Raw genomic sequence first — 23740 nt, 5'->3', positions numbered from 1 at the left:
TGATTTCATGATTTTTCAGAAACATCAAACATGTATTTTCAAAAGCGGATGTAACAAAAAATCGCCAGTCCAGCCCCAAGCCGCACACATGTGTGTGCCTTGGTACCAAACTGACGATCGGCCCGCTCTCTACTCGAGGTTGTTCAAAAAGTCATCTTTTGATCACGTAGCACCTACGCTCCGCTCCTCAGTCCCTAGCTTCATCCAACTAAAGCGTTTTGAAAAAACGCACATCGGAAGCATAAGCTTCAGTGCTGAAAACCTGACTTTTTGAACCCGCACTACAAGAGTTCCGGCATGTCGTTCAGATATGCTTCTACATCCTTCTCCAAAAATACGATGGTACCGGAAAACTCGGTCTCTGCATCATAGTCTTTAAGAATGGAGATGATTTTAAATTGAAACTGCTGTTCCAAGGAGGTTCTAATCTCCTGCTTGAACACCTGAAATAAAAGGTGGTCCAACTGCCGGGTAGAGAGGGGGTAATTCTCATCCAGCAGTTTGAGGACGGGGACTCTACTATTCCTCGATACAATGATGATTTTGTTGCCAACGAAATCGACTTTTTGCTGCTTTACACCCACGTTAAATATTTTCTTATTTATCGCGTTGTAAACCCTCAAAAGATCCTGTTTGAGTTCGCCTGCTGTCATCATGGTTCAACATCCCTTTTGTGTAAATTAATATTACATTGACCGGGGTAGGTATAGGGTGTTTATCGAGTTTTTTCTGTCCTTGGGTATAATTATAGGCGATATCGGGCTGTTGTCAATACATAAACGTCAAAAAAGATAACAAAAACTTAATTAATGTCAATTTATATAACATTAAAATAACATCTTTTTGAGTGTGGTTCCGTTTACTTTACTTCTGCCCTCTTCCTAAATAAAGAGTAATCCTGATCGGGCGTCGGGCCCCGTGCTCACGTCCTAAATCTATCACCTTGTTCTATTCCCCGCTAAAAATCCGTTCCAGGAACAAGACGCCCTCCCGCTTCTGGTGCTCATTGACTTCATGGCCGGAGAACGGATAGTCTCTTATTTCTTTTGCCGATTTCATTCGATTGTAAGCTGCATATATGGTTTCAGGCATGCAGACCGTATCCTTCCATCCAACGGATACCATGACCGGCACCTGGATTCGCGGCGCCAGATTCAGCATGTCAAAGTACGATAGATGCTCCAGGATCTGATCCAATTGCTCCGGGTACCGCTTTATGTATTGGGCGATTTCGCTCAGCGAGCTGACCGAATGCAGAATCCCGTAATCCATTCTGCACATGTTGGGAATATCGGCCACAATGGCCGCGACCTTCGGATTCAGGGCCCCTGCCAGCAGAGACAGTCCGCCACCCTGACTGCCACCTACCACGGCAATTTTTTTCGGATCCACTCCGGGTTGCTGCGATGCCGCATCCACCGCTCTCACAGCATCCATAATGACTGCCATGTAATAGGAGCGACGAATATCTGTAATCCCCTGTGTCACCCAGCCTTTAACCACGCCGCTGTCCAATGGCAGCAGATTCCCGGTCTCCCCGCCCTGTCCCCTGACGTCAGCGGCAAATACCGTATAACCCAGCATCAGCCAGTGAGCATACCGTTCTGGAAATCCACGGTCTCCGGAATAACCCGGGAAGGTTACGATACACGGTCGGGGTTTTTCGTCCGAAGGTTGCATAGCTGGAGCGATATACCAAGCATGGATGGGCGTATCATCATAACCGTGATAAGTTACCTTGGATACCTTCATATGGGGATATGGCGTCGCTTCCGGCTGAATGGCCATGTGAAGCGGCTTGCCGCTATACGACTTCAACACTTCTTCCCAAAATCGATTCAATACCTCCACGTTGATCGTAGGTTCCGGATACAAGTTGCCAAGCTCTTTCTTACGCAGGTCAATGGTATTCATTCTGAGTTAAATCTCCTTTTCGCGAGTGAAGTGAAGGTTCTTGTAACATGGTTATTTCGGCAACACATCCGCAATCCCTTTCGAAACGGTAGGAATTCATGCCGGTTTATTACGTTTTCTCTCAAAATAACAAATTGATCGGGGCTCCAATCGTTATCTTTTCTAAAAAAATTAAAAAGCGATCATAGATTTATAGAGTTGAACATATCATAATAGAAACTATGAAAAACCAACGGGTTGATATAAACGATGCGCCCGCCAGAGCAATACGACATCTTATAGCGAATGGAGACGATGAATATGCTGCAAGGTTTAACAAGCGCAGGACTCGGAAAGCTTGAAAGCGATTTACAGTTTATCGAGCTCGCGGCCAAATATGAATTCCAATGCGTCGATATCGATGCCAAAGGTCTTGTAGACCGCCTAGGCACAGAAGCGGCGGCCGATATGCTGAAATCCCGCCAACTGGAAATCGGGGCGATCGGCCTTCCCGTGGAATGGAGAGGGTCGAACGAGCAGTTCCTAAGCGGACTTGAGAAACTGCCGGCAGCAGCGGCAGCGGCCAGGGCCCTTGGCTGCACTCGCTGCTGTACATACATTCTTCCTTCCACTGATGCACCCGCAGCTCATTTCATGGCTCTGGCCACCACAAGGCTGCGGGCTTGTGCCAGCATTTTGGGAGCATACGGAATTCGATTGGCCCTGGAGTTCGTAGGCCCGCATCATCTGCGCACCCAATGGAAGAACCCGTTCATCTGGACGGTACAAGAAACATTGGATTGGATCGATGCCATCGGGGAACCGAATGTCGGGCTGCTATATGATGCCTATCACTGGTACACCAATGAGATGACGGTTTCGGATATCCGGCAGCTGCGGGCTGAACAAATCGTTCATGTCCACATTAATGATGCGAAGAATATTCCCGTGGGGGATGTTCTCGATAATGATCGGGTTTATCCGGGTGAAGGCGTAATTGATCTGCCAGGGTTTCTTCAGGCACTGAACGATATCGGATATGCAGGCCCGGTTACACAAGAAATTCTGACGCCTTCCACACCAACGGGCACGCCGGAAGAACTCGTTGCCAAATCACGTCAAGCCTTCAACAACGTATTCGGGGCTGCAGGATTATAATTAGAGGTTCCATGCATGCTGAGAGCGGTTAACTGACTGGCAGATACTCAGGACAGGCAAACTCTCCATGTCACGCGGTGGGAGCCACGTCACATAACGGAATGATTCCACCTGTTGAGGGGAACACTGAAATGGTAGGTTAAGCACCTTTTCAGGAGGTCTCAGGAATGAACGGATTTAAGAAGGAAGAACGGGATAACTTTACGGATCTGTCTACCGTTGAGTCACAGCGAAACGATCTGGTGGCCGAGGAATTTCCCGAGGGACCTTACGGTTCCGATCTCCGCAGCGATTCCCTTGGAAAGAGCACCCCATGGCGCAAGGATCAGCGGCCTCCGAATCGGTTTGATTATGAGGATCGCAACCTGCACATGGGCATTGAACGAGAGTATCCTGGCGAAGACGAGAGCATTCAAGCAGACCCGGGACAAAAGAAACCCGAGTAGAGCCAACCTAAAAAACCAACCGTCGTTCTTTGGACAAGACGGTTGGTTTTTGTCGTAACCAGGCTTGTAACCTCCGCTTCGTAAGCATAATGGCCTATAAAAACACATAAAATGGCAAAAGAAAAACGCCGATCATCATACTTTCTCAAAAAGACAAACCGCATGTGGCGGATGTTTTTCTTGTGAGAACCTTCCATCGACTCGCGGTCCCACGAAGAGATACACCGTCGGCTGCGGTTAGAGAGAGGAAGGAGTGGAGGGAGGAGCACATGCCTATTAATAAGGAAAAGGATGAATTCGTGATTTATGTTGTTACGTTATCCAGCGTAAAGCGCTACATGTCCATTGAATTTATCGGGGGGTCTTGCGGTTATATTATCGCTCAAAAAGCGCTCCAATCCGATCTGCTCGGCATGATTGGCAGTATGATCGCTCCAATGGCGATTCGCCGCGTGCTGCAATGGCAACAGCGCAAATCCGAGCTTCAGGTGCGCTTTGGGCTGCATTCACTGACCAAGCCGAGCAAGCTGAGCCCTACATAATCATGCGGGCAGCAGCTCACAGGCTGCCCAGAACAATTATTTGAACCTGTATGGTAAAAGCCTCTTGCCAAGCATGCGGTTTGCGGCCCCGAGAAAACAAGCTAAAGCCACTTCCATCACAGGAAGTGGCTTTAGTAGCTCTATATCGACATTCCCGTCGGTCATCAGTGGTTAACACAGCTTGCTTCCTACCGCTTCTGCTTGTAAAACTCATGATACAGCTTCATCAGCGCCCGCTTCTCGATCCGCGATACATAGCTGCGCGAAATGCCGAGTTCCTTGGCAATCTCACGCTGCGTCCGTTCTTCTCCGCCAGCTTCCAGTCCGAAACGTCCAATAACGACTTCCTTCTCCCGGTCGTCCAATATATCGAGGTTCCGGTAGATTTTACTCTTCTCAATCTTCAACTGCACGGCATCCACGATATCATCCGCTTCGGTCCCGAGGATATCGATAAGTGTAATCTCATTCCCCTCTTTGTCCGTTCCAATCGGATCATGAAGAGATACGTCTTTTCGTGTCTTCTTCAAGGAACGAAGATGCATCAGTATCTCATTTTCTATACAACGGGCAGCAAATGTCGCCAGCTTCGTGCCTTTATTCGGCCTGAAGCTTTCAATCGCCTTGATGAGTCCTATCGTCCCGATGGAAATCAAGTCTTCTAAATCCTCGCCGGTGTTATCGAACTTTTTGACGATGTGCGCAACCAGCCGAAGATTATGCTCAATCAGTTTATTGCGCGATTGAGGATCGCCTTCGGCCATTCGCTGCAGATGTTTAGCTTCCTCTTCCTCGGTCAGAGGTTGGGGAAACGCGTTGTTTTTCACGTACGAAACGAGCAGGGTCAACTCTTTTATGAACAAAGCAATTGCGGTAAACAATCCAGGCACTTTAGGACACCTCCTGCGAAGTTACAATGCAACCGGCCCTTATCGCGCTCGGTCTCTCGGTCTTCTCATTGTATGTAGGCAACGGCCCAGAAGTGCCTGTACGCGGGAAAGTGATTCGTAAAAACGTTTAATCTCCCACATCTGTCCGACCATTCATAAAAGAAGGCCCGCAATTATACGCCAATTGTTTTTTTGGTTGATTCCTCAACCAAGCAACGAACTACCGCAACTAGTGATCATCCATTCAACACATACCAATATATCATGTTATGAAAATAAGCTACAACAACCGATGAATTGCATTTGCCGCACGGTACATTCCGAATCTAATACAAAACTTTTTGGCTCAAATCAATCATTCAAGTCCAGCATTTCTACCCTCATAACGAGGGAGGTTGACTTTTTGTAAATATAAGCGACGGACCCACAGATTGATCGATAAGACATTCATTACACTCACACAATATAACAGCCATAATTTTTCTTAATATAATATATTGACATTAAATTGGTATGTAATTATATTAAATGTAAGCGTTTTATATAATGACCTACAAAACGATCAACACCCTGAAGAATGGAAGGGAGAAGAGCTTACATGTACACGTTGGACTATTTTTCTGTACTGCATGATTTGAACCGCACGATAACCGAAGGCACCTCAGCTTACCCGAAGCTCGGACATATGTTCAGGAGCATGCTGGACAATACGCTGGGTTCGACCATTCAAAAACAGCCCGACGGTACCACCTTTGTCATTACCGGCGATATTCCGGCCATGTGGCTGAGGGATTCGGCTGCCCAAATCCGCCCCTTCCTCGTTCCCGCGGGCCAAGACGAGAAGCTGGCCGATTTGATCGAGGGGCTCGTACGCAGGCAAACAGCATTCATCCTGCTTGATCCATACGCCAATGCATTCAATGATTCGCCTTCCGGTCAAGGCCACCAGAACGACCGCACCGCCATGAATCCATGGCTATGGGAGCGCAAATATGAGATCGATTCGTTATGCTATCCCATCCAGCTTGCTTACCTGCTATGGAAAGAAACCGGCAGGACCTCGCATCTGGATCAAACGTTCCATTCAGCCGCTAGGGTCATTCTGGACATCTGGCGAACCGAGCAGCATCATGAATCGAAATCGCCGTATTACTTCGAACGCTTCGATTGTCCTCCAAGCGACACGCTGCCGCGCGGCGGAAAAGGGACGGAGGTGGCTTATACAGGAATGACCTGGTCCGGCTTCCGCCCGAGCGACGACGCCTGCGCCTACGGATACCACATTCCATCCAATATGTTCGCCGTCGTTGTGCTTGGATATCTGGCGGAGATTTCCCGCGATGTCCTGCGCGATCCCGAGTTGGAAGCGGAGGCGGAGAAACTTTCCGTAGAGATCCGTCATGGCATTGAGTCGTACGGCGTTCTCGAGCATCCCGAATATGGCAAAATTTATGCCTATGAAACGGACGGGATGGGAAGCCACCTGTTAATGGATGACGCCAACGTCCCCAGCCTTTTGTCCATTCCGTATTTGGGTTACACAAGCGCTGATGACCCGGTCTATCAAAATACCCGCAGGTTCGTGCTGAGCCACGCCAATCCGTATTATTATCAGGGCACTGCCGCTGCGGGCGTTGGAAGCCCCCATACGCCTGATCGTTATATCTGGCCGATTGCGCTGGCGATTCAAGGCTTGACGACTACCGATCGGGAAGAGAAATTTCGGCTGCTTCGGCTGATGGCGGATACCGATGCAGGCACCGGCATGATGCATGAAGGATTTCTGGTCGACGACCCTGCCCGTTATACCCGCCCATGGTTTTCCTGGGCTAACATGATGTTTTGCGAACTGATCATGGATTACTGCGGCATTCGAGTCAAAGCGATAGATATTGGAGGAGGTCATCGGGATCACCATGGGAACCAATAGGAAGCTTCGCGGCTGGGTCATCGGATATCTGTTCATTCTACCGTCCATTATCGGCTTCAGCGTTTTTGTCGCCTACCCCCTGTTGTCGTCCATGTATTACGCCTTGACAGAATGGAGCGGGTACGATTCCCCCCGTTTTGTCGGCTTTGAGAACTTTAGATACCTCTTCACCGAGGATCCGGCTTTTTGGCCTTCGATCCGGGCAACGTTTTACTTCGTGATCCTGAGTGTTCCTTTATCGCTGATCCTAGGTTTGTTATTGGCCATGATGCTGAACAAAAACTTGACCGGCATCAAATGGTTCCGCACGATCTTTTATCTTCCCGTTGTCGTTCCCTCCATCGCCACGCTCACGTTGTGGCAATTTATTTATGAGCCCCAATATGGTCTGGCGAATTCGCTGCTAAGAGAGTTCGGACTGCCGCCGGGCACTTGGTTGACCAGCGAAACGACAGCGCTTCCATCCATTGTTTTAATCGGTTTATGGCAGGTCGGATCCAGTGTCATCATTTTTCTGAGCGGTCTGCAGTCGGTTCCTCAGGAAATGTATGAAGCGGCAGAAGTCGACGGCGCCTCCAGGTGGCGGATGTCGTTAAACATTACGCTGCCCATGATCACCCCGATCCTGTTCCTGCAGCTTATACTCGGCATCATCGGGGCATTCCAGGCGTTCAACCAGGTTCAGGTGCTGACCGGAGGCGGCCCGAACTTTTCCACCTCCCTGCTGAATTACAAAATCTATACCGACGCCTTCAACGGAAGAATGTTTGGTTATGCCATTGCGGAGGTGTGGGTACTGTTTGTCATCATCATGATTTTTACCGTGATTTCTTATCGGTACTCCAACCGGTTCGTTTATTACGAAAGCGACAAATAAGGGGGTTAGAAGTGATGCAAGCGGAAGTACGGCCCGAACAACGAGGAAATTTGAATACAGCGGACATACGCGTAAAGCGAAGAGTACGGTTTAACTGGATAGACGCCATTCGTTTTATCTTATTGGCGATCGGCGCCATTGCGATGCTGTTCCCCCTCTTCTGGATGGTTACCATTGCGCTGAAGAGCAACAACGACGTGTTCAAAATTCCGCCCGAATGGTTTCCGCGGGAATTTCATTGGTCCAATTTTGTCACCGGAACAAAAGAAATCAACTTTTGGCAAACGTTTGGCAACTCCCTGTTTATCGCGATTACCTGCACAATCGGACAGATTATAAGCTCGGTGCTGGTGGGCTACGGGCTCGCACGGCTCAAGTTCCCGGGACGTAAGCTGTGGTTCTCGCTTTTTATAGGGAGCCTTATGCTTCCCGGATTTGTAGGCATGATCCCTATGTTTAACCTGTACACCAGCATTGGATGGTACGATTCCTGGCTGCCGATTATCGTTCCCGCCTTTTTTGGAAACGCCACGTTCTCGTTCCTGTTTGTCCAGTATATAAAAACAATCTCCGTTTCATTTGACGAGGCTGCCAAAATAGACGGAGCATCGGACCTTTATGTGCTGCTTAAGGTATTGGTGCCGATGTCCATGCCGGTCATCATGACCATGGTAATATTTGCGTTCCAAGGGGCATGGAATCAATATTTGGAACCTTTGCTCTATATTATCGATCCAAGCAAATGGACGTTGTCGCTGGCGATGGCTACCTATACGGGCACCTATGCGACAGCCTGGAATCTGTTCATGGCCGCGGATTTGATTTATATCCTGCCGATGCTGCTGCTCTTCTTCTTTGGCCAGAAGTTTTTTATGCAGGGGCTCGGCTCCATGAATTCCGCGGGTTTAAAGTAAAGCTTCCGACCATATGGGAGGTGATGCCGACCGGGATTGACTGAAGTAAAAAACAGGTGATGCTCAGTTCATTAAATTTACCATTGGGAGGTCTTTCAATGAGACAGGGTGCAAGAAAGTGGGCCAGTGGAATCATCGCTTTACTGTTATTTTCAAGTCTGCTGGCCGCTTGCGGCGGCAACAGCGGCGGAGGCTCCGGTTCGGCGAGTCCCGGGAACACACCATCCGGAGAAGATAACGCCGGGTCCAAGAAACCCGTCGAAGTCACGATGATTACTTGGGAGTCGGCGGCCATGAACGAAAAAATCATGGCATCCATGAAAAAATTCGAAGAGGATAACCCTGACATCAAAGTGAAGCTCATCCCTACTCCATTGGACAATTACGGTGTCAAGATTAACGGAATGATCACGGCGAAGAAAGCACCCGACATCTTCATGACCGGTAACGACATGCTGCTCGATAATGCCGGCAAAGGACTTCTCTATGACTGGACGGAGCTTGCAACACAGGACAAAGCGTTCATGGAGGGCTTCTACGAGGGCGTGGTAGACAGCTGGTACTATGAAGGCAAGTTGGTCGGATTGCCGGGCCTTTTGAACACATACGGCATTTTTTACAATAAAAAATCATTCCAGGATGCAGGTCTTCCGGAACCGAAGATTGGCTGGACCTACGATGAATTCTTCACGGCGATGGAGAAGCTTTCGAGCAATCAGGGCGGCGTGCAGCAATTTGGTTATTACGCCCCCCTTGACCCCTTCCATGTCTCTCTCTATTCGGTTTCCGCAGGCGGTGCTCCCTTCGCTGATGCCATCATCAATCCAACGAAGGTGGAAATCAGCGACCCGTTCAGGGAAGGCGTCGAAAAATATAAGGCTGCCATTGCAAATGGTTACATGAATCCTCCTACCTTTGATTTAACGAATGCCATGAGTTCGTTCAAACAAGGTAAAGTCCCGATGACCCTGCAAGGGCAATGGGTAGCCGACGATTTGATCCGTACGGCTCCGAAGGAATTGGAGTGGGGCTACGTGCCGATGCCGGTGGTTAACAGCCAGACCGAGATTTATGACGCCGTAGGCTGGTCCAGTCCGGCAACGCTCAAAAATCCGGAAGCGGTATGGAAAGTGCTCAAGTATCTGGATTCCAAAATGTACGAGGAAGTTCTCCCTTCAACCCCGGTGGCTCCCGCAGCCTATCAAGCTTCTTCCGCAGCTTATTACGAAGCGCTGAAAACGGCCGGACATCCTGAAGTGGGCGAAGGACTGGATCATATCCTGAAATCCCAGAATACGCAGCCGGTTCGTTTCCTGTCGACGTGGGCTGGCAAAGCGTACCCGTTCATTGAAGCATCATGGAAAAACATTCTGATGGGCAAAGCCCCGATCACCGAACTGGATGTGATGGCCGAAAAAATCAACAAAGTGATTACGACCGGCAAGTAGTAACCGGAACCGTTAAGCTCATGAAGCCGATCGTGAATGGAACGGATCGGCTTCGATTTGAAAATAGAGGAGGAACATTCATGTCACTAAGATCAGGTCAACTTTTCAGGTTTCTGGCGGTGCCTCTGGCTATCGCGCTCATGCTCGGTTCCATGCCGGGCATCGGAACGTCCAAAGCCTACGCCTATACCGCATCAGATGGGGATACAGCGATGAAAGCTTTTAACGATACATTTTGGGATCCGAACGCCAAGATGTTCTGGAAGGACTCGAAGCGCGAAAAGCATCAAGACTTCTGGGTGGAGGCTGAGCTGTGGGAATTGGTCATGGATGCGTATCAGCATACATCCGATCCTGCTTTGAAAGCCGAGCTTAAAACGCAAATCGACGATGTATATGACGGCACCGTCGCCAAGTACGGGCAAGATTGGACGAATAACCCGTTCAATGACGATATTATGTGGTGGGCGATGGGAAGCGCCAGAGCCTATCAAATCACCGGAAACCCAAGATATTTGGAAGCCGCGAGGGATCATTTCGATTTTGTGTACGATACGCAGTGGGATGAAGAGTTCGCAAACGGCGGCATTTGGTGGCTGAACAGCGACCATAATACCAAAAATGCGTGCATTAATTTCCCGGCGGCGCAAGCGGCGCTTTATCTTTACGATATTACGAAAGATGAGCATTATCTAAACGCGGCAACCAAAATATTCAGATGGGGCAAAACGATGCTTACGGACGGAAACGGAAAAGTGTTCGACCGCATCGAAATTGAACATGGCGCGGTTCCGGATGCCACTCACTACAACCAGGGTACATACATCGGGTCGGCCGTCGGATTGTATAAAGCGACCGGAAATGCCGTTTACCTCGATGACGCCGTCAAAGCCGCTAAATTCACCAAAAACCATCTGGTGGATTCAAACGGGGTGTTGAATTATGAAGGTCCCAACGGGGATCTGAAAGGCGGCAAAACGATCCTTATGCGCAATCTGGCCCATCTGCAAAAGACACTGGATGAAACCGGCCAGTACCCGGAATTCAGTGCTGAATTCGACGAATGGCTTGCATTCAATATCGAAATGGCCTGGAGTCACCGGAATTCGGATCATATCGTGGATGGAAACTGGGCGGGACAACTGCTGTCCGGAACCTATGAATCCTGGTCCTCGGCCGCAGCCGTTCAAGCTTTAAACGGTATCAAACCGATGGAAGCCGAGCTTCATTATGGCGTTAAAAACCCCTTCGATAAAATCGAAGCGGAACGCTACAATATCGGGTCCGGTTTCGTTCTGGAAGGCGCGTTCGAAGGTTCGCTGCAATTAGGCGGAATACAGCATGGCTCTTATGCCGCTTACAAAAATGTGGACTTCGGATCCGACGGTGCGATCGGGTTCATTGCCAGAGCGTCCAGCGGAACAGGCGGAGGTAACATTGAGATCCGGCTTGATTCCAAGGATGGCCCCAAAGTCGGGACCTTGAACGTAGAGGGAACGGGCGACTGGAATCAATATATCGATGCCGTCACCCTCCTTAAAGATGACCAGGGAGCGCCGAGCACGATAACCGGCGTCCATGATGTGTATCTTGTCTTCACCAAGACAAACGACGATTATTTATTCAATTTGAACTGGGTTAAATTCACAACGACGGACCCGACGGAAACCGACGCCTATGCCAAGCTTAAGGCCGGAAATTACGACAGTAGCGAAGGACTTAGTAAACATGCCGAGTTCGGATATTTGGACGCAATCCATCACAATGCCTATGCCTCTTATGAAGGAATTGATTTCGGATCTGGCGCGGCTGGCATCACGGTGCATGTGGCCAGCGGCAATCAAGGCGGCACGATCGAGGTTAAATTGGACAGTCTGGATGGACCTACCGCAGGGGTCATTCAAATTCCGGCGCTGGGAAGCTGGGATAACTGGGTCGATATCATGGCGAATATCGATGACACCTTAGCTGTAGGTGTTCACGACGTATACCTTGTTTTCAAGGGAGCGAACGGCAGTGACTACCCTCTCAATCTGGAGTGGTTCACCTTTACCACCATGAAAGGAAAAGCAAGGGATGCTTACGACAAGCTGGAAGCCGAAAACTATACAAACGGAGTAGGCTTCGGCAGAGAAACCGGCGGCGGGGAAACTTACCTGGCCGGGATGTTTGGACCGAATAACCCTTATGCTATGTACAATTACATCGATTTTGGCAGCGAAAGCCCTACCCAATTCCATGTCAATGCAGCCAGCGCCACGGCTGGCGGGACAATCGAGGTCAGACTGGACAGTCTGGGCGGTCCGGTCATTGCAACAGCCACCGTCTCAGGAACCGGGGGCTGGCAAAATTTCAAAGTTTCCTCGACGGATGTAACGACCCCTGTAACGGGAAAACACATTGTATTCCTGTCTTTTAAAGGCGGAGACTGGTTATATAACTTTGATAAATTCACTTTTGGCGATCCGGCCGTATTCACAGAGACTCCAACTCCTCCTATGCCTGAAGAGGACCATGTTGCTCCGGGCGAGGTAGAGAATGTTCAGGTGAAGCGCGGCGAGGGCAAGATGACGCTGTCTTGGGATGGTCCCTACGATATCGATGCTCAAAAAGTGCAAATTACGCTGCGGAGTAATGGACAGCAGGTCGGCGACGTCATTAAGGTAAATCGGGGAATTCAAACAGCGGTGATACAGGGAATCGAAGCGGGCAAGGACTATTCGCTCTTCATCCGGTCCATTGATCGGTCCGGGAATGTATCGCAGGGAGTCACCATCGAGGTTACCGATTCTCCTTCCTTCTCTTTGACTGTTAATGGCAAGAGCTTGGAAGATGGCGATTCTTTGGAGGATTACATGGCTCTCAGCTTCAAAATCATGGACACTTCTGCCATCCGATTAGCCGAAATAACCATCGGCGATAAAGTATATACGCTGGATCTATTGACCAAGGACGCTATCGACATCGATTTGGCCGGGAATTTGGGCGACATAACGGCAACGGTTACGACTGAAGACCGCTCCGGTAACAAAACTCAGAAGACATTCCAGTTCCGGGTCATGACCAGCGTGTTTTCCATGAAACAATTAATCGACCGATTCGCGGATTCTGGGGATGTAAGCGGAGCGCTCATTCCTCAGCTGACCAACGCTCTTAACCAGGTACAGCATCAACTGGATCTGGAAAGAGTGGATCATGCCGTCAAGCATATGCAGAATTTCACCAAGCACCTGAATAAGGAGGCGTTGGGACGCAACGTCAGCGATCAAGCCAAAACGGTATTGAATACCGATGCGAACTCCCTGCTCCAAGATTGGCAGGATGGCTTGGAGTAAACATCAAGCGCTATAGCGGCGACCATGCATAACGTATAAAAAAGGGACTCCTGATGTTCAGGAGTCCCTTTTTGTTCTATTTCAACTGTACCCATAGTCTCTTGCGGCCCATACGTGCGATGCCCTGTTACAATTAGTGTCTGATCAGAATCGGCTAGGGAAGAGTACCCTTCACAAATCCGGGCTGCTTAACCGTTCAAACAACCAGTCGTACGAATACCGGCCGCTAATTTCGTGCGCTCCGGAGAACAGATCGGTTCGAAGCCTCTCCTCAGCACCGTTGTGCCGATATATTTCCCTGAGCTCATGAGCTGCTGCTTCAAAGCCGGCAGCCGGAAATATCCGATCATGGGTTCCCGACTCCAGAAACAAGGGCCTAGGACAGATCAGTCCCAACCATTCCGGCAGCTCGGCATAGTTCAAGATGCCGGGGATGTAATTGCATACACAGTGCTGCATCGCCATAATGCTGTCCTTGAAAGTATTGGGATATCCCGCAAGCACGGCAGCCCGAATCCGTTCATCCAGCGCCGCGCTCAAAAACGAGATAAACCCGCCTCCCGAAAAGCCCATGATGCCGATTCTGTCAGCCTGAACCTCCGGGCGTTCGGCCACATACTCCAAGACCTTCAGCGTCTCGGTTACGCGGAGACCGGCGAGCGTCTTGCCATGCATCATCAGCTGGGTGGACAGCCGGTGGCAGGAATTCGGGGCATCCGGATTCCGTGCGAGATCCGCCGCAAGGCGCCGCTCACCGAAACCGACAACATCCGGAGCGATCACCACCAAGCCTCGTCTTACCAACTGGACAGCAAAATGCCGATGTATACCAGGTGTATCGGGATCGCTTGATCCGTCCTGCCTCAGCCCAACAATCTCCCTGCTTCCATAGCCATGACCATGAACGGCGACGGCTGCTGGCATCGGCTTCATCTGAATCCCTTCCGGAATTAATACATATGCCGCAAAGGACACGCCCGGTACGGCGGATAGCTCCACCCTCTCCCGAATATACCCGTCACATTGTACCTGTTCGAGCAGTACAGGCTTATGCCTTTCATTGGATTCGAATTCGCCGATCAATTGCCGAAGCGCCTGCTTTAAATGCCCTTTGCGCTCTTCGGGGCTCATGGAAACCTGCCTGTCTTTCATTCGTCCCATTGCCTCGTTATACATGGACTCCAGTAAAGCATCTGCGCGCCACATCACCGTACTCACCGCCTTCAATTTACTCATTGTTTTTAGACACTGCGTTTCCCTTGGATAACTTATTTCCCCTGTATGCCTGGGCATCAAGGCCCCATATTCACCAGGACGGCTTCGGGCCCGGTCGGTCTCCGGCTCCCCCCTTTGGGTTCCATGCTGACCACAATCCGCTTCGCTTTCTCCGCTCCGAAACCGTAATAATAGCTCTTCCCCTGCGGGCCCTGCACAAGCATAAAGCCCGCGCTCGACAGCCGATCCTCATCCTGAAGCCACACCTGATAGTCTTTCTCCTCCAAGGAATGCAGGCCGTTCACAACGATCAGCATTTCTCCCGAGCCACGTTTTAGCCACACCGAGCCGCTGCCGTAAAAAGGCTCAACCGGCTGTATGATATACCGCTCGGTATCCTCGCTTTGCATATCGGCAATCCGCTGACTCACCGTATGTTCGAAGGCCGCATGGGTCTGAGCGTCGTTTCCCTTCAAGGTGAATAAACCGGCTATCAACAGGATGAACAGTGCTCCGGATATCGCCTGCCATGCAACATGCTTCCTGATTCGGATTTTGCTTCGGAAGGACCGGATATAAGCCGCAAGCAGGAGCCTGCTGCGCAGTCGTTTGGGAGGCATGTGTCCCTCCGCGGCTTGATTCTTCATTGACTCCCGAATGGCCGTCCTCGTACCTGCAGGCTGAGTCGATCCGACAAGCGGTTCGCCATGAATATCACCGCTTCGAAACAGCTCCTGCTCGATGACATCGGATTCATGTGATGGCGTTGCGATACCTTCTGCTCCCATAAGGTCGGCCCATTCTGCCGCTGTCCCGGAACATGTCTTACATTCCTTAAGATGGTGCTCGACATTCATCCTCTCCGCGTACGGCAATCGCTTCATAACGTAATCAACAAGCTTCTCCTCGGGATATAACGGGCAGTCAAAGTTGTCTTGAGCGAAACGCTCATGGTCTTGCTTTGAATGTTTCATGCTGCGAGCTCCCCCCTTCCTTCCCGTTCATCGCATCCAGCCGCCGTCTAACATTGTGGATGCCGTACCGGATTAAGGATTTGACGGTTCCGACAGGCCGGTTTAACAATTCCGACATTTCCCGGTGGGAGCGCTGCTCGACGTAGCTTCCGTAAACCGCCATCCTCTGAAGGGGCGGAATGCCCTGGAGCGCCTCCTTTACCTGCTCCAGCTCCAACCGGCGCAAGGCGGCCAACTCTACCGATTCCTGCTCTTCGCTCCATGCCGTTTCCGGCAGCGCCTCTTCGATCCATTCGGCTGCAGCCGTGCGCTGCCGCTTGCGCATTCGATCCATCGCCCTGCACCGTGTTCTCACAGCCAGCCAAGCCTCGACGCTTCCGCGTGCAGGATCATACTGATCCGCCTTATGCAGCACTTCCATGAAGATATCCTGGCATAATTCCTCCGCCTCGGCCGGATCCTTGGTCATCTGCAAAGCCAGCCGGTAAACCAGGCGGGCATAGGCATCATAGAAACGCCTGAACGCTGCGGCCGAACCTTCTGCAATCTCCTCCAACCACATCGCAGAATGATCGTTCATCCCTGAACCCCCCTAACCTGTTCTCCTCTCAAAGAATCATGATGGCCTGCCTTTCGCACTGCCATTTTCGATTCAATATTTTAGCAAACGCTCCTTGTCTTTTGAATAAACCGGGACACTTTTCAGCTTCCTTTAATGAATTTTTTAGCTAATTTTAATCTTTCCGATAAATCCAAACCCGGTGCTTCTAACGTACTCATTATGAATTCATAAATTAGGAGGGGTAGTGTCATGAAATCGCTTAGAAAAAGAGCAAAGCAGCTGAACCTGCTGCTCTTGTTCATCCTGGGTACTTACTTGTTAAGTGGAGGAAATACCGCATTCGCGGCAGGGGAAATCACCTTGTACACACCTTACACCTCGATTTCCGTTCCGCCGGGGGAAGTCATCAATTATCCCCTTGAAGTCAAAAACAATACGAGCGGCGTCATTACGGTTCCGCTCCAAATCAACAGCCTGCCGAGCGGCTGGAGCACCAAGCTTAACGGCGGAGGCTGGCAGCTAAAGGAAGTGTCCGTGAAGCCGGGCGAATCGGAATCGGTGTCCTTGGAGGTTACCGTGCCGCTCAAAGTAGATAAAGGCTCCTACCGGTTTCAAGTGACGGCGGGATCCCTGGCCACTCTGCCATTAACCGTGGATATTACGGAAAAAGGAACCTATCAGACCGAGCTCACAACCGATCAAGCCAATCTGGAGGGGCATGCCGATTCCACGTTTACCTACACGGTGAATCTGCAAAACCGAACTGCCAATAAACAAAACTATGCTCTGCAGGCCGATGCCCAAGCGGGATGGGACGTTACATTCACCTCCGGCGGCAAGCAGGTATCCTCTGTCGAAATCGAAGCGGGTGCAAGTCAATCCATTACCGTCGATGTCAAACCGCCTGCCGAAGTGACGGAAGGCACCTTCTCCATTCCGATCCGCGCTTCCAATTCATCGACATCCTCCGAGCTTTCGCTGGAAGCTGTCATTACGGGATCTTATGGGCTGGAGCTGACAACACCAAGCGGTTTGCTCAGCACAAACGTAAATGCGGGCGGCAGCAAAACCATCGAGCTGCTGGTCAAGAATACGGGAACAGCGCCCCTCTCGGATATTAATCTTAGCTCCGATACGCCGGTGGACTGGGAGGTAAGCTTCAATCCGAAAACGATCGAAAATCTGCCCGCAGGCAAATCCACAACGGTAGAGGCCAAACTGACGTCAAGCGACAAAGCCATTGCGGGCGATTATGTTACCAGCCTGAAGGCCGCAGCGGCTGAAGCAAGCGCCGACGCCCAATTTCGCGTAGCCGTCAAAGGCTCCATGCTGTGGGGTTGGATCGGCGTGCTCGTCATTGTTGCAATTCTGGGAGGCATCTATGTTCTCATTCGTAAATACGGAAGGAGATAACCTTGATGGATACGGTCATTGACATTCACGAATTGACGAAGAGCTACAATGAAACGAAGGCGGTGGACCGTTTATCCCTCCAAATTAAACGCGGCGAGATCTTCGGTCTGCTCGGCCCGAACGGTGCGGGCAAATCCACCACGATCCTGATGCTGCTCGGACTCAGCGAGCCGGATTCAGGAACCATTAACGTGCTTGGCCTCAATCCGACCAGAGAACCGATCCCGGTCAAGCGGCGGGTCGGATATCTGCCCGATGACGTCGGCTTTTACGAGGACCGAACCGGGCTGGAAAATTTGATGCTTACGGCCCGGCTGAATCGAATCCCCGATTCCCAAGCGAGGAAAAGGGCGCTGGAGCTGTTGGAGCAAGTAGGGCTCACGCAGGCAGCCCACAAGAAGACGGGGGCCTATTCCCGCGGGATGCGACAGCGTCTCGGACTTGCGGACGTTTTGATGAAATCCCCGGAGGTTATCATTCTGGACGAACCGACCTTGGGCATCGATCCAACAGGAATGGAGGAGCTGCTGCGTTTGATACGGAAGCTAAGCCGTGAGCAAGGTCTTACCGTACTGCTGTCGTCCCACCAGCTGCACCAGGTTCAGCAGATTTGCGACCGCGTCGGTCTGTTCGTGCGGGGACGGCTGCTTGCCGAAGGGGATGTCGAGGGGCTGTCCCGGACCCTGTTCGCGGATGATCCGATTATGATCACCGTGGAGCTGGATGAGCTTCGACTCGAATTGCGGGATGAGATCAGCAACATCGAAGGAGTTCACCAGATCGAGGTTCCGTCTATCGAAAGCGATCCGGCTGAGCATGCGGACATACCGATCAGATCGGCTAAGGTTCTGATCCGGGCCGATAGGGATTGCAGCCCTGAGATTGCCCGCGCGGTCGTGAATGCAGGTGCCCAGCTGTTCTCGCTGAACCGCCAGCAGTATGGTTTGGACGAAATCTACCACCGTTATTTTGCAGGAGGTGATGAGCATGGCAGAGCGAAGAGTGCTGAGCGTACAGGATAAGCTGGCTGGCATTGGGCGCCGGCTTCAGTCCTTCTCCGAAAACATCAAAAAAATTGTTTCCAAGCGGACCAGCACCCCCGGCCAATCGGTGACAGTAGAATCTGCCAAATCGTCCACGCCTTCAGCTTTCGGCGTGCTGGTCCGTAAAGAGATCGCGGACCATATCCGGAGCTGGCGCTTCATTTTACTGCTAGGCATCATTGCCTTAACCTGCGTGGCTTCCCTATATACGGCTATGAACAGCATCCGGGAAGCCCTCGGGTCGGAGAACGGGGTCGATGATTTTGTCATCCTGAAGCTGTTCACCCTCTCGGATGGCACCCTCCCGACCTTCATCGGGTTTGTCGGTTTCTTAGGTCCATTGCTCGGAATCGGCATGGGCTTTGATGCCGTCAACAGTGAACGGAACAAAGGGACGCTCAGCCGCATCATGGCCCAGCCGATCCACCGCGACGACCTGCTCAATGCCAAATTCGCCGCTTCCCTGATCGTCATCAGCATCATGTTTATCACGCTCGGGCTGCTGACCATGGCGCTGGGCACCCTGATTATCGGCATACCGCCAACCTTTGAGGAAATTTTGAGAATCCTCAGCTTTCTGGTCGTGACCATTTTTTATGTTGGCTTCTGGCTGAATCTGTCCATTATGTTCTCCGTAAGATTCCGCCAGCCGGCGACATCCGCCCTGTCGAGCATTGCGGTCTGGCTGTTCTTCAGCTTCTTTTTTGATATGATCCTGCAATTGCTGGCACGAGGATTGGCTCCGGATTCTGCCTCGGCCACGGTCCATGATGTCATGAGCTATCAGAATCTGATGCTCTGGCTTGGCCGGCTGTCGCCGTATACCCTGTTCAATGAAGCGACGACCACCCTGTTGATGCCGTCCATCCGCAATCTCGGACCGCTCACGCAGGAGCAGGTGTACGGTGCCATCGCAAGTCCGCTGCCGTTTGGCCAAAGCCTGCTGCTCGTCTGGCCGCAAATTACCGGACTGACCGCAGCCACGTTGATCTGCTTCGCCATCTCTTACGTCCTGTTCCTCCGACAGGAGATTAGAGGCCGGTCCTGATCTTTAGGTTATACGAACAAGCTCATCTGAATGATTTTTCAGATGAGCTTGTTTTTTTCATGGGTTCAATTTAGCTGCATCCGTCTACCTTCCCTGAACGACCGCTTGCGACAGGAATCCGATCTTCTGCAGCCACCCCGCGCACAGGCCCGTCCATTGCGAAACACTGGCGTCTTCATCCGCAAGGCCAAGGCCATGCCGGCCTTCCGGGAAAACATGAAGCTCAAACGGAATGCGCTGCTGGCTTAGTGATCCGGCATACATCAGGCTGTTCTCGACCGGAACCGCGCCATCGTCCGCGGTATGCCACAGAAATGACGGAGGGGTGTCCGGTTTTACCGCAAGCTCGAGAGACAACGCATTTCTCAACTCTTCCGGCGGGTCCTCCCCCAACAAATTGGTCATGGAGCCCTCATGGTAATAATCCTTAAATGATATGACCGGGTAACAGAGAATGGAAGCGTTCGGGCGGGAGCTCTGCCGGTCCACAGCATCCACGGCCTCCGGATTTCCTTCATCGAAATGCGTGCTGGCGCTCGCCGCGAGATGTCCGCCGGCTGAGAATCCGAGGATTCCGATGCGGTCCGGATCGATGTTCCATTCCTTGGCGTTATGCCTTACAAGCCGGACTGCACGCTGTGCATCGCCCAGCGGATAGGGATGCCGATAAGGGGCAACACGGTAATGAACGACAAAGGCCGATAGACCAATCGAATTCAGCCACAAGGCAATCGGACCGCCCTCATGATCCGCGCGCCCCCCGTATCCGCCGCCCGGAAGCACAAGCACTGCCCCGTGAGGCGTTTCATTTTGCAATAGATAAGGTGTCATGTAGGGTGTGAATGTCTCTTCCACCGACTCATGTCCGGGAATATCCCGTTCCCAAAGCTTCATCATATCCATTCCTTTCTGTCTCTCATATCAAGTCGTTTATTTATTCATTCATTTCTTCATTTCCTTCAGCTTTAGCCACTCAGGAACCAAGCAAATCCAGTCTCAGCGGTGTAAACGCATCCAAAAGAGCAGAGGGTTCCAGTGCTTTTACCCCATGCTCCGCTCCGCCGGGAATGATGATCGTATCTCCCTGATGCACCAGGGTCGTCTCACCGTTGATATAAAATTCGATGGCGCCCTTCAGACAGTAACTCATCTGCTCATGGGGATGGCTGTGCAGTGCACCTTCCGCCCCTTCTTCAAAATGCACCTCCATCATCATCAGCCCGGTCCCGGGTTTAAACACCTTCCTTGTCACCCCGGGCTCCGCTTGTTCCCAAACTCCGATTTCCGCCATGATCCTCCTCCTCTGCTAATCAAACTCCGAATTTTCGCGTTTATCGGTTCATTAAATTAAAGACCCTTCATAACTTCTTCGCCGAAGAGTCTGCGTATTCCTATTATCCATGTCATAAAATTCAGAAAAGTCATCTCGACTGAGTGATAACATTTATTTAGAGGGTACTGACGCATACATGATCTACACGTATCTGCTATGTAGGGATGAGAACACAGAATCGGGAATATCCAGCTTTCGTTCCTGCATCCCCCCGAGTTCACGCAGCGAATAGCGGATAAGAATCGCCTGCGTTCCCGCATTCATGTCCCCTTCAACCTCACCTCTGCCCAGCGGAACCGCCTCCGGCATGTCAGGATAATACTCACCTTGCTTCACTTGGGCCACATTGGGTGCCGGCGGGGAATGATCGATCTCCCTGGAAAATCCCCCGTCCGCCCGCTTGAGCCGCGCCATATTCCATATGGTGATTTCCGCGATCTCCAGAACGTCCTCCTCCGGAATGCGCAGCTTCATCGATGTCAGGAGGCTGATCGGGTTCCGGATATAACACATATCAACCGCCTCCTCGTTCCGTAGGGCGTGGAGCAGGGATCGGTATATTTCCGCAGTCCGAGGCAGGGGTGCTTGAAATCGGTTATAGAACGTTAACAGCTTGAAGGTTCCCGATATTCGCACATAAAGGGTACCTTCGCCCCATAGCCCCGTCGCCGGATCTTGAATACTCGCAAAATACGACAGCGCCTCATGCAAAAACGGCTCCCTATCATCCTGCGGCATTTGGGATAAATAAGGGGCCGAGTTACACAGCCGGTCGCAGCCGCGCCAGCTGTTCGCAAGACTGATCGAACGCAGCCACTCCGCATAAGCCTCGGGAGAACGGCAGTATGCCGGAGCCATATTTCGATTGCCCGGCAGCGGATGCAAAGGGGCTGCACCCAACTTGCGAAGTGCTCCTACGCTGTAGCCAAGTGCACGTCCCACCATCACATCGTCTTTTCTCATCCTGGGATCGGCATCATAGAAATACCCCGTCGCAGGGTCTTGCTTAGACTGAAAAAAACGCACGATACCCGTCTTAATATCATCGGCCAGCCTTTGCTGAAGCCCGCAGCGCTCGATAATACCCAAAGCTTGCGCTGTCGATTCGATGTCCGGCGTGAACGTCCCGGAATCCCTGGAACTGCGGGCATAATAAAAACCGCCGGAAGCAGCGTCATATTGTCCCTCAAGCCATTCGAAGAATCCTTCGAACAGTCCGTCGCCACCCTCCAGAACGTCCTCTAATCGCTGTGTCATGCCCTATCCCTTCTTTCAGCTCTTTATGACGTTATATGAAAAATTCCGAAAAATTACCCTGCCTTTACCGATAGCATCCAGTCCGATGCGGAGGCTCTGAAACCCGCCAAACGTGTTGTGATGAAACCCTGAAACATCCACCACTTTGTCGTATCGGTGCCATTCGAACCCATCGAAGCTGTAAAAGAATGAAACGATATGCTTATCGTTTACCAATCGCAAAAATGCCCTGCGCTGATCGTTCGGCATCGTGCCATAGCCCTTGAATGACCGGAAATGCCGGACTCCGCGCTCGTTGACTCCCATACCAAGATATGCCGCATCGTTATAGTAGAGCAGCAGGCGGCCTTCTGCCGGGCCCTCCACGATCATCTCGACCTCTGCCGAATAACGTTCATGACCCGCCACATAAAGCAGTGGGGAAGCCTTTGCTTCCTCGGATGCTGCCTCGGCAACCAGTTCCTGATTCCCCGAACGGAACCGGGCGGAAGGCTCCACGCCTTCGCACTGCCAATGCAGACCCAGCTCAGGTCCGGCAAAGGTATCCCTGAATGAAACTCCTTGCTGCACAACATTGGTTTCTCCTTCGTAACGCTGCCGATCGTGCTGGTCAAGTCCCTCACGGCCTCCCGCAGCTCGAAACCATCCGTCAGAAGTCCATTCAATCGGTTCAAGCAAGGTCTGCCTGCCCAGCGAATGGAACCCGCCCGCATAAGCATGGTAGACCATCCACCACTGGCCGTCAGGGGTGTCGATTAACGAGGCGTGTCCTTTGGACCACCAGGGCTCATCCCTGGACTCCGTATGGATGATCGGGTTGTACGGAGAGTGCTCCCAGGGGCCCCATGGCGTTCTGGATCTTGATGACACGGCCATATGGCTTGTAGGCGGGCCGGCCGTCCCCCCGACGGCCACTGTCAGGTAGTAATATCCATCATGAACGGTAATCTTCGGCCCCTCCAGGCTGTAAGCCTCCACGACCCAATCGTCCGGATACCGCCAGCCGTTATACACATGTCTGACTTCGCCTGCGACCGCGAGTCCGTCCGCCGTAAGCTCTACAAAATCACCGCCCGACATATGCAAATAACGCTTTCCGTCCGGTCCTGCCGTATGCCCCGGATCGATTCCCTTGATCCCCAGATTGATCGGTTTGCTCCAAGGTCCCGCCGGACTGGACGCCGTTACGACCCAGTTCGTGCGCCCCGCCGGATAATAAATATAATACATGCCGTTATGCGCAACGAAGTCCGGTGCCCATACATCACCCTCGTAATGAGGCAGCGCAGCCCCAACTCGGCTCCAATTCAGCAGATCGCGCGAATGCCAAATGACGAGTCCGGGCGTCAGCTTGTAGGAGGAATGCGTCATGTAATAATCCTCGCCGACCCGGATGACCGACGGGTCGGCATAATTGCCGGCAATGATTGGCGCATACCGTTTCTTTTCCAACACCTTGCCT

Annotated in this window: 21 protein-coding genes; 11 read left to right on the top strand and 10 right to left on the bottom strand. The window is 51.6% G+C overall.

From position 1 onward, the window contains the following. Window positions 1-281: 281 nt before the first annotated feature. Both PAEVO_RS00810 and PAEVO_RS00805 read right to left on the bottom strand, forming a co-directional pair. Window positions 282-656 carry a Na-translocating system protein MpsC family protein gene (locus tag PAEVO_RS00810; protein WP_100535857.1) on the bottom strand — a complete coding sequence of 125 codons (375 nt, stop codon included), beginning with the start codon at window positions 654-656 and terminating at the stop codon, window positions 282-284. 292 nt (window positions 657-948) lie between these two features. After that, the gene (locus PAEVO_RS00805) at window positions 949-1914 is read right to left on the bottom strand and encodes an acetylxylan esterase (protein WP_100535856.1); all 966 of its coding nucleotides are present in this window, start codon (window positions 1912-1914) and stop codon (window positions 949-951) included. A 300-nt stretch (window positions 1915-2214) separates the two neighbouring features. On the opposite strand from PAEVO_RS00805, the gene PAEVO_RS00800 reads away from it, so the two are divergent. From PAEVO_RS00800 to PAEVO_RS00790, 3 genes are all read left to right on the top strand, one after another. Next, a complete protein-coding gene (locus PAEVO_RS00800; protein ID WP_100535855.1) occupies window positions 2215-3051 on the top strand; it encodes a sugar phosphate isomerase/epimerase family protein in 837 nt (278 codons plus the stop codon). A gap of 167 nt (window positions 3052-3218) precedes the next feature. Then, window positions 3219-3497, top strand: a complete 279-nt coding sequence (locus tag PAEVO_RS00795) for a hypothetical protein (protein WP_100535854.1) — start codon at window positions 3219-3221, stop codon at window positions 3495-3497. 269 nt (window positions 3498-3766) lie between these two features. Then, window positions 3767-4039: a hypothetical protein gene (locus tag PAEVO_RS00790; protein WP_243390604.1), complete on the top strand. Its 273-nt coding sequence runs from the start codon at window positions 3767-3769 to the stop codon at window positions 4037-4039. Window positions 4040-4227: 188 nt separating this feature from the next. Here the strand turns inward: PAEVO_RS00790 and sigK are convergent, their stop codons facing one another. Continuing rightward, complete coding sequence (sigK, locus tag PAEVO_RS00785; protein WP_006208952.1) at window positions 4228-4929, bottom strand: RNA polymerase sporulation sigma factor SigK; 702 nt, start codon at window positions 4927-4929, stop codon at window positions 4228-4230. Between the two features lie 598 nt (window positions 4930-5527). On the opposite strand from sigK, the gene PAEVO_RS00780 reads away from it, so the two are divergent. The 5 genes from PAEVO_RS00780 to PAEVO_RS00760 all read left to right on the top strand — a co-directional run bounded on the left by PAEVO_RS00780 (window position 5528) and on the right by PAEVO_RS00760 (window position 13433). After that, complete coding sequence (locus PAEVO_RS00780; RefSeq protein WP_100535853.1) at window positions 5528-6859, top strand: glycoside hydrolase family 125 protein; 1332 nt, start codon at window positions 5528-5530, stop codon at window positions 6857-6859. Beyond that, complete coding sequence (locus tag PAEVO_RS00775; protein WP_071222856.1) at window positions 6846-7736, top strand: carbohydrate ABC transporter permease; 891 nt, start codon at window positions 6846-6848, stop codon at window positions 7734-7736. The genes PAEVO_RS00780 and PAEVO_RS00775 overlap by 14 nt, the downstream gene beginning before the upstream one ends. A 14-nt stretch (window positions 7737-7750) precedes the next feature. Next, entirely contained in the window at window positions 7751-8650 is a 900-nt protein-coding gene (locus tag PAEVO_RS00770) for a carbohydrate ABC transporter permease (protein ID WP_100535852.1), read from the top strand. Window positions 8651-8748: 98 nt separating this feature from the next. After that, window positions 8749-10098, top strand: a complete 1350-nt coding sequence (locus PAEVO_RS00765; RefSeq protein WP_100535851.1) for an ABC transporter substrate-binding protein — start codon at window positions 8749-8751, stop codon at window positions 10096-10098. 80 nt (window positions 10099-10178) lie between these two features. Beyond that, complete coding sequence (locus PAEVO_RS00760; protein ID WP_100535850.1) at window positions 10179-13433, top strand: carbohydrate-binding protein; 3255 nt, start codon at window positions 10179-10181, stop codon at window positions 13431-13433. 171 nt (window positions 13434-13604) lie between these two features. Here PAEVO_RS00760 and PAEVO_RS00755 read toward each other — a convergent pair whose 3' ends face one another. The 3 genes from PAEVO_RS00755 to PAEVO_RS00745 all read right to left on the bottom strand — a co-directional run bounded on the left by PAEVO_RS00755 (window position 13605) and on the right by PAEVO_RS00745 (window position 16202). After that, window positions 13605-14639 (bottom strand): dienelactone hydrolase family protein, encoded by a 1035-nt coding sequence (locus PAEVO_RS00755; protein ID WP_100535849.1) that lies wholly within the window; start codon window positions 14637-14639, stop codon window positions 13605-13607. Window positions 14640-14725: 86 nt separating this feature from the next. After that, window positions 14726-15622 carry an anti-sigma factor gene (locus tag PAEVO_RS00750; RefSeq protein WP_100535848.1) on the bottom strand — a complete coding sequence of 299 codons (897 nt, stop codon included), beginning with the start codon at window positions 15620-15622 and terminating at the stop codon, window positions 14726-14728. Then, window positions 15597-16202, bottom strand: a complete 606-nt coding sequence (locus PAEVO_RS00745) for an RNA polymerase sigma factor (RefSeq protein ID WP_100535847.1) — start codon at window positions 16200-16202, stop codon at window positions 15597-15599. The genes PAEVO_RS00750 and PAEVO_RS00745 overlap by 26 nt, the downstream gene beginning before the upstream one ends. Window positions 16203-16433: 231 nt before the next feature. Between PAEVO_RS00745 and PAEVO_RS00740 the strand changes: the two genes are divergently transcribed. From PAEVO_RS00740 to PAEVO_RS00730, 3 genes are read left to right on the top strand one after another with little or no spacing between them, the layout of a single operon-like run. Further along, window positions 16434-17597: a COG1470 family protein gene (locus PAEVO_RS00740; protein WP_100535846.1), complete on the top strand. Its 1164-nt coding sequence runs from the start codon at window positions 16434-16436 to the stop codon at window positions 17595-17597. A 5-nt stretch (window positions 17598-17602) separates the two neighbouring features. After that, on the top strand, window positions 17603-18619 hold the full coding sequence (locus PAEVO_RS00735; RefSeq protein WP_100535845.1) for an ABC transporter ATP-binding protein: 1017 nt from the start codon (window positions 17603-17605) through the stop codon (window positions 18617-18619). Then, entirely contained in the window at window positions 18585-19688 is a 1104-nt protein-coding gene (locus PAEVO_RS00730; protein WP_207797435.1) for an ABC transporter permease, read from the top strand. Before PAEVO_RS00735 ends, PAEVO_RS00730 begins: the two co-directional genes overlap by 35 nt. An 84-nt stretch (window positions 19689-19772) precedes the next feature. Here the strand turns inward: PAEVO_RS00730 and PAEVO_RS00725 are convergent, their stop codons facing one another. The 4 genes from PAEVO_RS00725 to PAEVO_RS00710 all read right to left on the bottom strand — a co-directional run bounded on the left by PAEVO_RS00725 (window position 19773) and on the right by PAEVO_RS00710 (window position 23730). After that, entirely contained in the window at window positions 19773-20582 is an 810-nt protein-coding gene (locus PAEVO_RS00725; RefSeq protein ID WP_100539280.1) for an alpha/beta hydrolase, read from the bottom strand. A 79-nt stretch (window positions 20583-20661) separates the two neighbouring features. Beyond that, on the bottom strand, window positions 20662-20979 hold the full coding sequence (locus PAEVO_RS00720; protein ID WP_100535844.1) for a cupin domain-containing protein: 318 nt from the start codon (window positions 20977-20979) through the stop codon (window positions 20662-20664). Window positions 20980-21162: 183 nt separating this feature from the next. Further along, window positions 21163-22278, bottom strand: coding sequence for a hypothetical protein (locus PAEVO_RS00715; protein ID WP_100535843.1), 1116 nt, complete (start codon window positions 22276-22278; stop codon window positions 21163-21165). A 15-nt stretch (window positions 22279-22293) separates the two neighbouring features. Further along, window positions 22294-23730 (bottom strand): family 43 glycosylhydrolase, encoded by a 1437-nt coding sequence (locus PAEVO_RS00710; protein ID WP_100539279.1) that lies wholly within the window; start codon window positions 23728-23730, stop codon window positions 22294-22296. Between the last annotated feature and the right edge of the window lie 10 nt (window positions 23731-23740).

This window comes from Paenibacillus sp. GM2FR, from assembly GCF_002803325.1.
In the GTDB taxonomy this organism is placed as follows: Bacteria; Bacillota; Bacilli; order Paenibacillales; family Paenibacillaceae; genus Paenibacillus_AQ; species Paenibacillus_AQ lautus.
The sequence above is the reverse complement of the archived record's forward strand: the minus strand, read 5'-3'. Positions and strand labels throughout refer to the sequence as shown.

Bases quoted from the DNA above. Each gene is read 5' to 3' on its own strand.
- PAEVO_RS00810 (WP_100535857.1), bottom strand. From the start codon at position 656: ATGATGACAGCAGGCGAACTCAAACAGGATCTTTTGAGGGTTTACAAC.
- PAEVO_RS00805 (WP_100535856.1), bottom strand. From the start codon at position 1,914: ATGAATACCATTGACCTGCGTAAGAAAGAGCTTGGCAACTTGTATCCG.
- PAEVO_RS00800 (WP_100535855.1), top strand. From the start codon at position 2,215: ATGCTGCAAGGTTTAACAAGCGCAGGACTCGGAAAGCTTGAAAGCGAT.
- PAEVO_RS00795 (WP_100535854.1), top strand. From the start codon at position 3,219: ATGAACGGATTTAAGAAGGAAGAACGGGATAACTTTACGGATCTGTCT.
- PAEVO_RS00790 (WP_243390604.1), top strand. From the start codon at position 3,767: ATGCCTATTAATAAGGAAAAGGATGAATTCGTGATTTATGTTGTTACG.
- PAEVO_RS00780 (WP_100535853.1), top strand. From the start codon at position 5,528: ATGTACACGTTGGACTATTTTTCTGTACTGCATGATTTGAACCGCACG.
- PAEVO_RS00775 (WP_071222856.1), top strand. From the start codon at position 6,846: ATGGGAACCAATAGGAAGCTTCGCGGCTGGGTCATCGGATATCTGTTC.
- PAEVO_RS00770 (WP_100535852.1), top strand. From the start codon at position 7,751: ATGCAAGCGGAAGTACGGCCCGAACAACGAGGAAATTTGAATACAGCG.
- PAEVO_RS00765 (WP_100535851.1), top strand. From the start codon at position 8,749: ATGAGACAGGGTGCAAGAAAGTGGGCCAGTGGAATCATCGCTTTACTG.
- PAEVO_RS00760 (WP_100535850.1), top strand. From the start codon at position 10,179: ATGTCACTAAGATCAGGTCAACTTTTCAGGTTTCTGGCGGTGCCTCTG.
- PAEVO_RS00755 (WP_100535849.1), bottom strand. From the start codon at position 14,639: ATGTGGCGCGCAGATGCTTTACTGGAGTCCATGTATAACGAGGCAATG.
- PAEVO_RS00750 (WP_100535848.1), bottom strand. From the start codon at position 15,622: ATGAAACATTCAAAGCAAGACCATGAGCGTTTCGCTCAAGACAACTTT.
- PAEVO_RS00745 (WP_100535847.1), bottom strand. From the start codon at position 16,202: ATGAACGATCATTCTGCGATGTGGTTGGAGGAGATTGCAGAAGGTTCG.
- PAEVO_RS00740 (WP_100535846.1), top strand. From the start codon at position 16,434: ATGAAATCGCTTAGAAAAAGAGCAAAGCAGCTGAACCTGCTGCTCTTG.
- PAEVO_RS00735 (WP_100535845.1), top strand. From the start codon at position 17,603: ATGGATACGGTCATTGACATTCACGAATTGACGAAGAGCTACAATGAA.
- PAEVO_RS00730 (WP_207797435.1), top strand. From the start codon at position 18,585: ATGGCAGAGCGAAGAGTGCTGAGCGTACAGGATAAGCTGGCTGGCATT.
- PAEVO_RS00725 (WP_100539280.1), bottom strand. From the start codon at position 20,582: ATGAAGCTTTGGGAACGGGATATTCCCGGACATGAGTCGGTGGAAGAG.
- PAEVO_RS00720 (WP_100535844.1), bottom strand. From the start codon at position 20,979: ATGGCGGAAATCGGAGTTTGGGAACAAGCGGAGCCCGGGGTGACAAGG.
- PAEVO_RS00715 (WP_100535843.1), bottom strand. From the start codon at position 22,278: ATGACACAGCGATTAGAGGACGTTCTGGAGGGTGGCGACGGACTGTTC.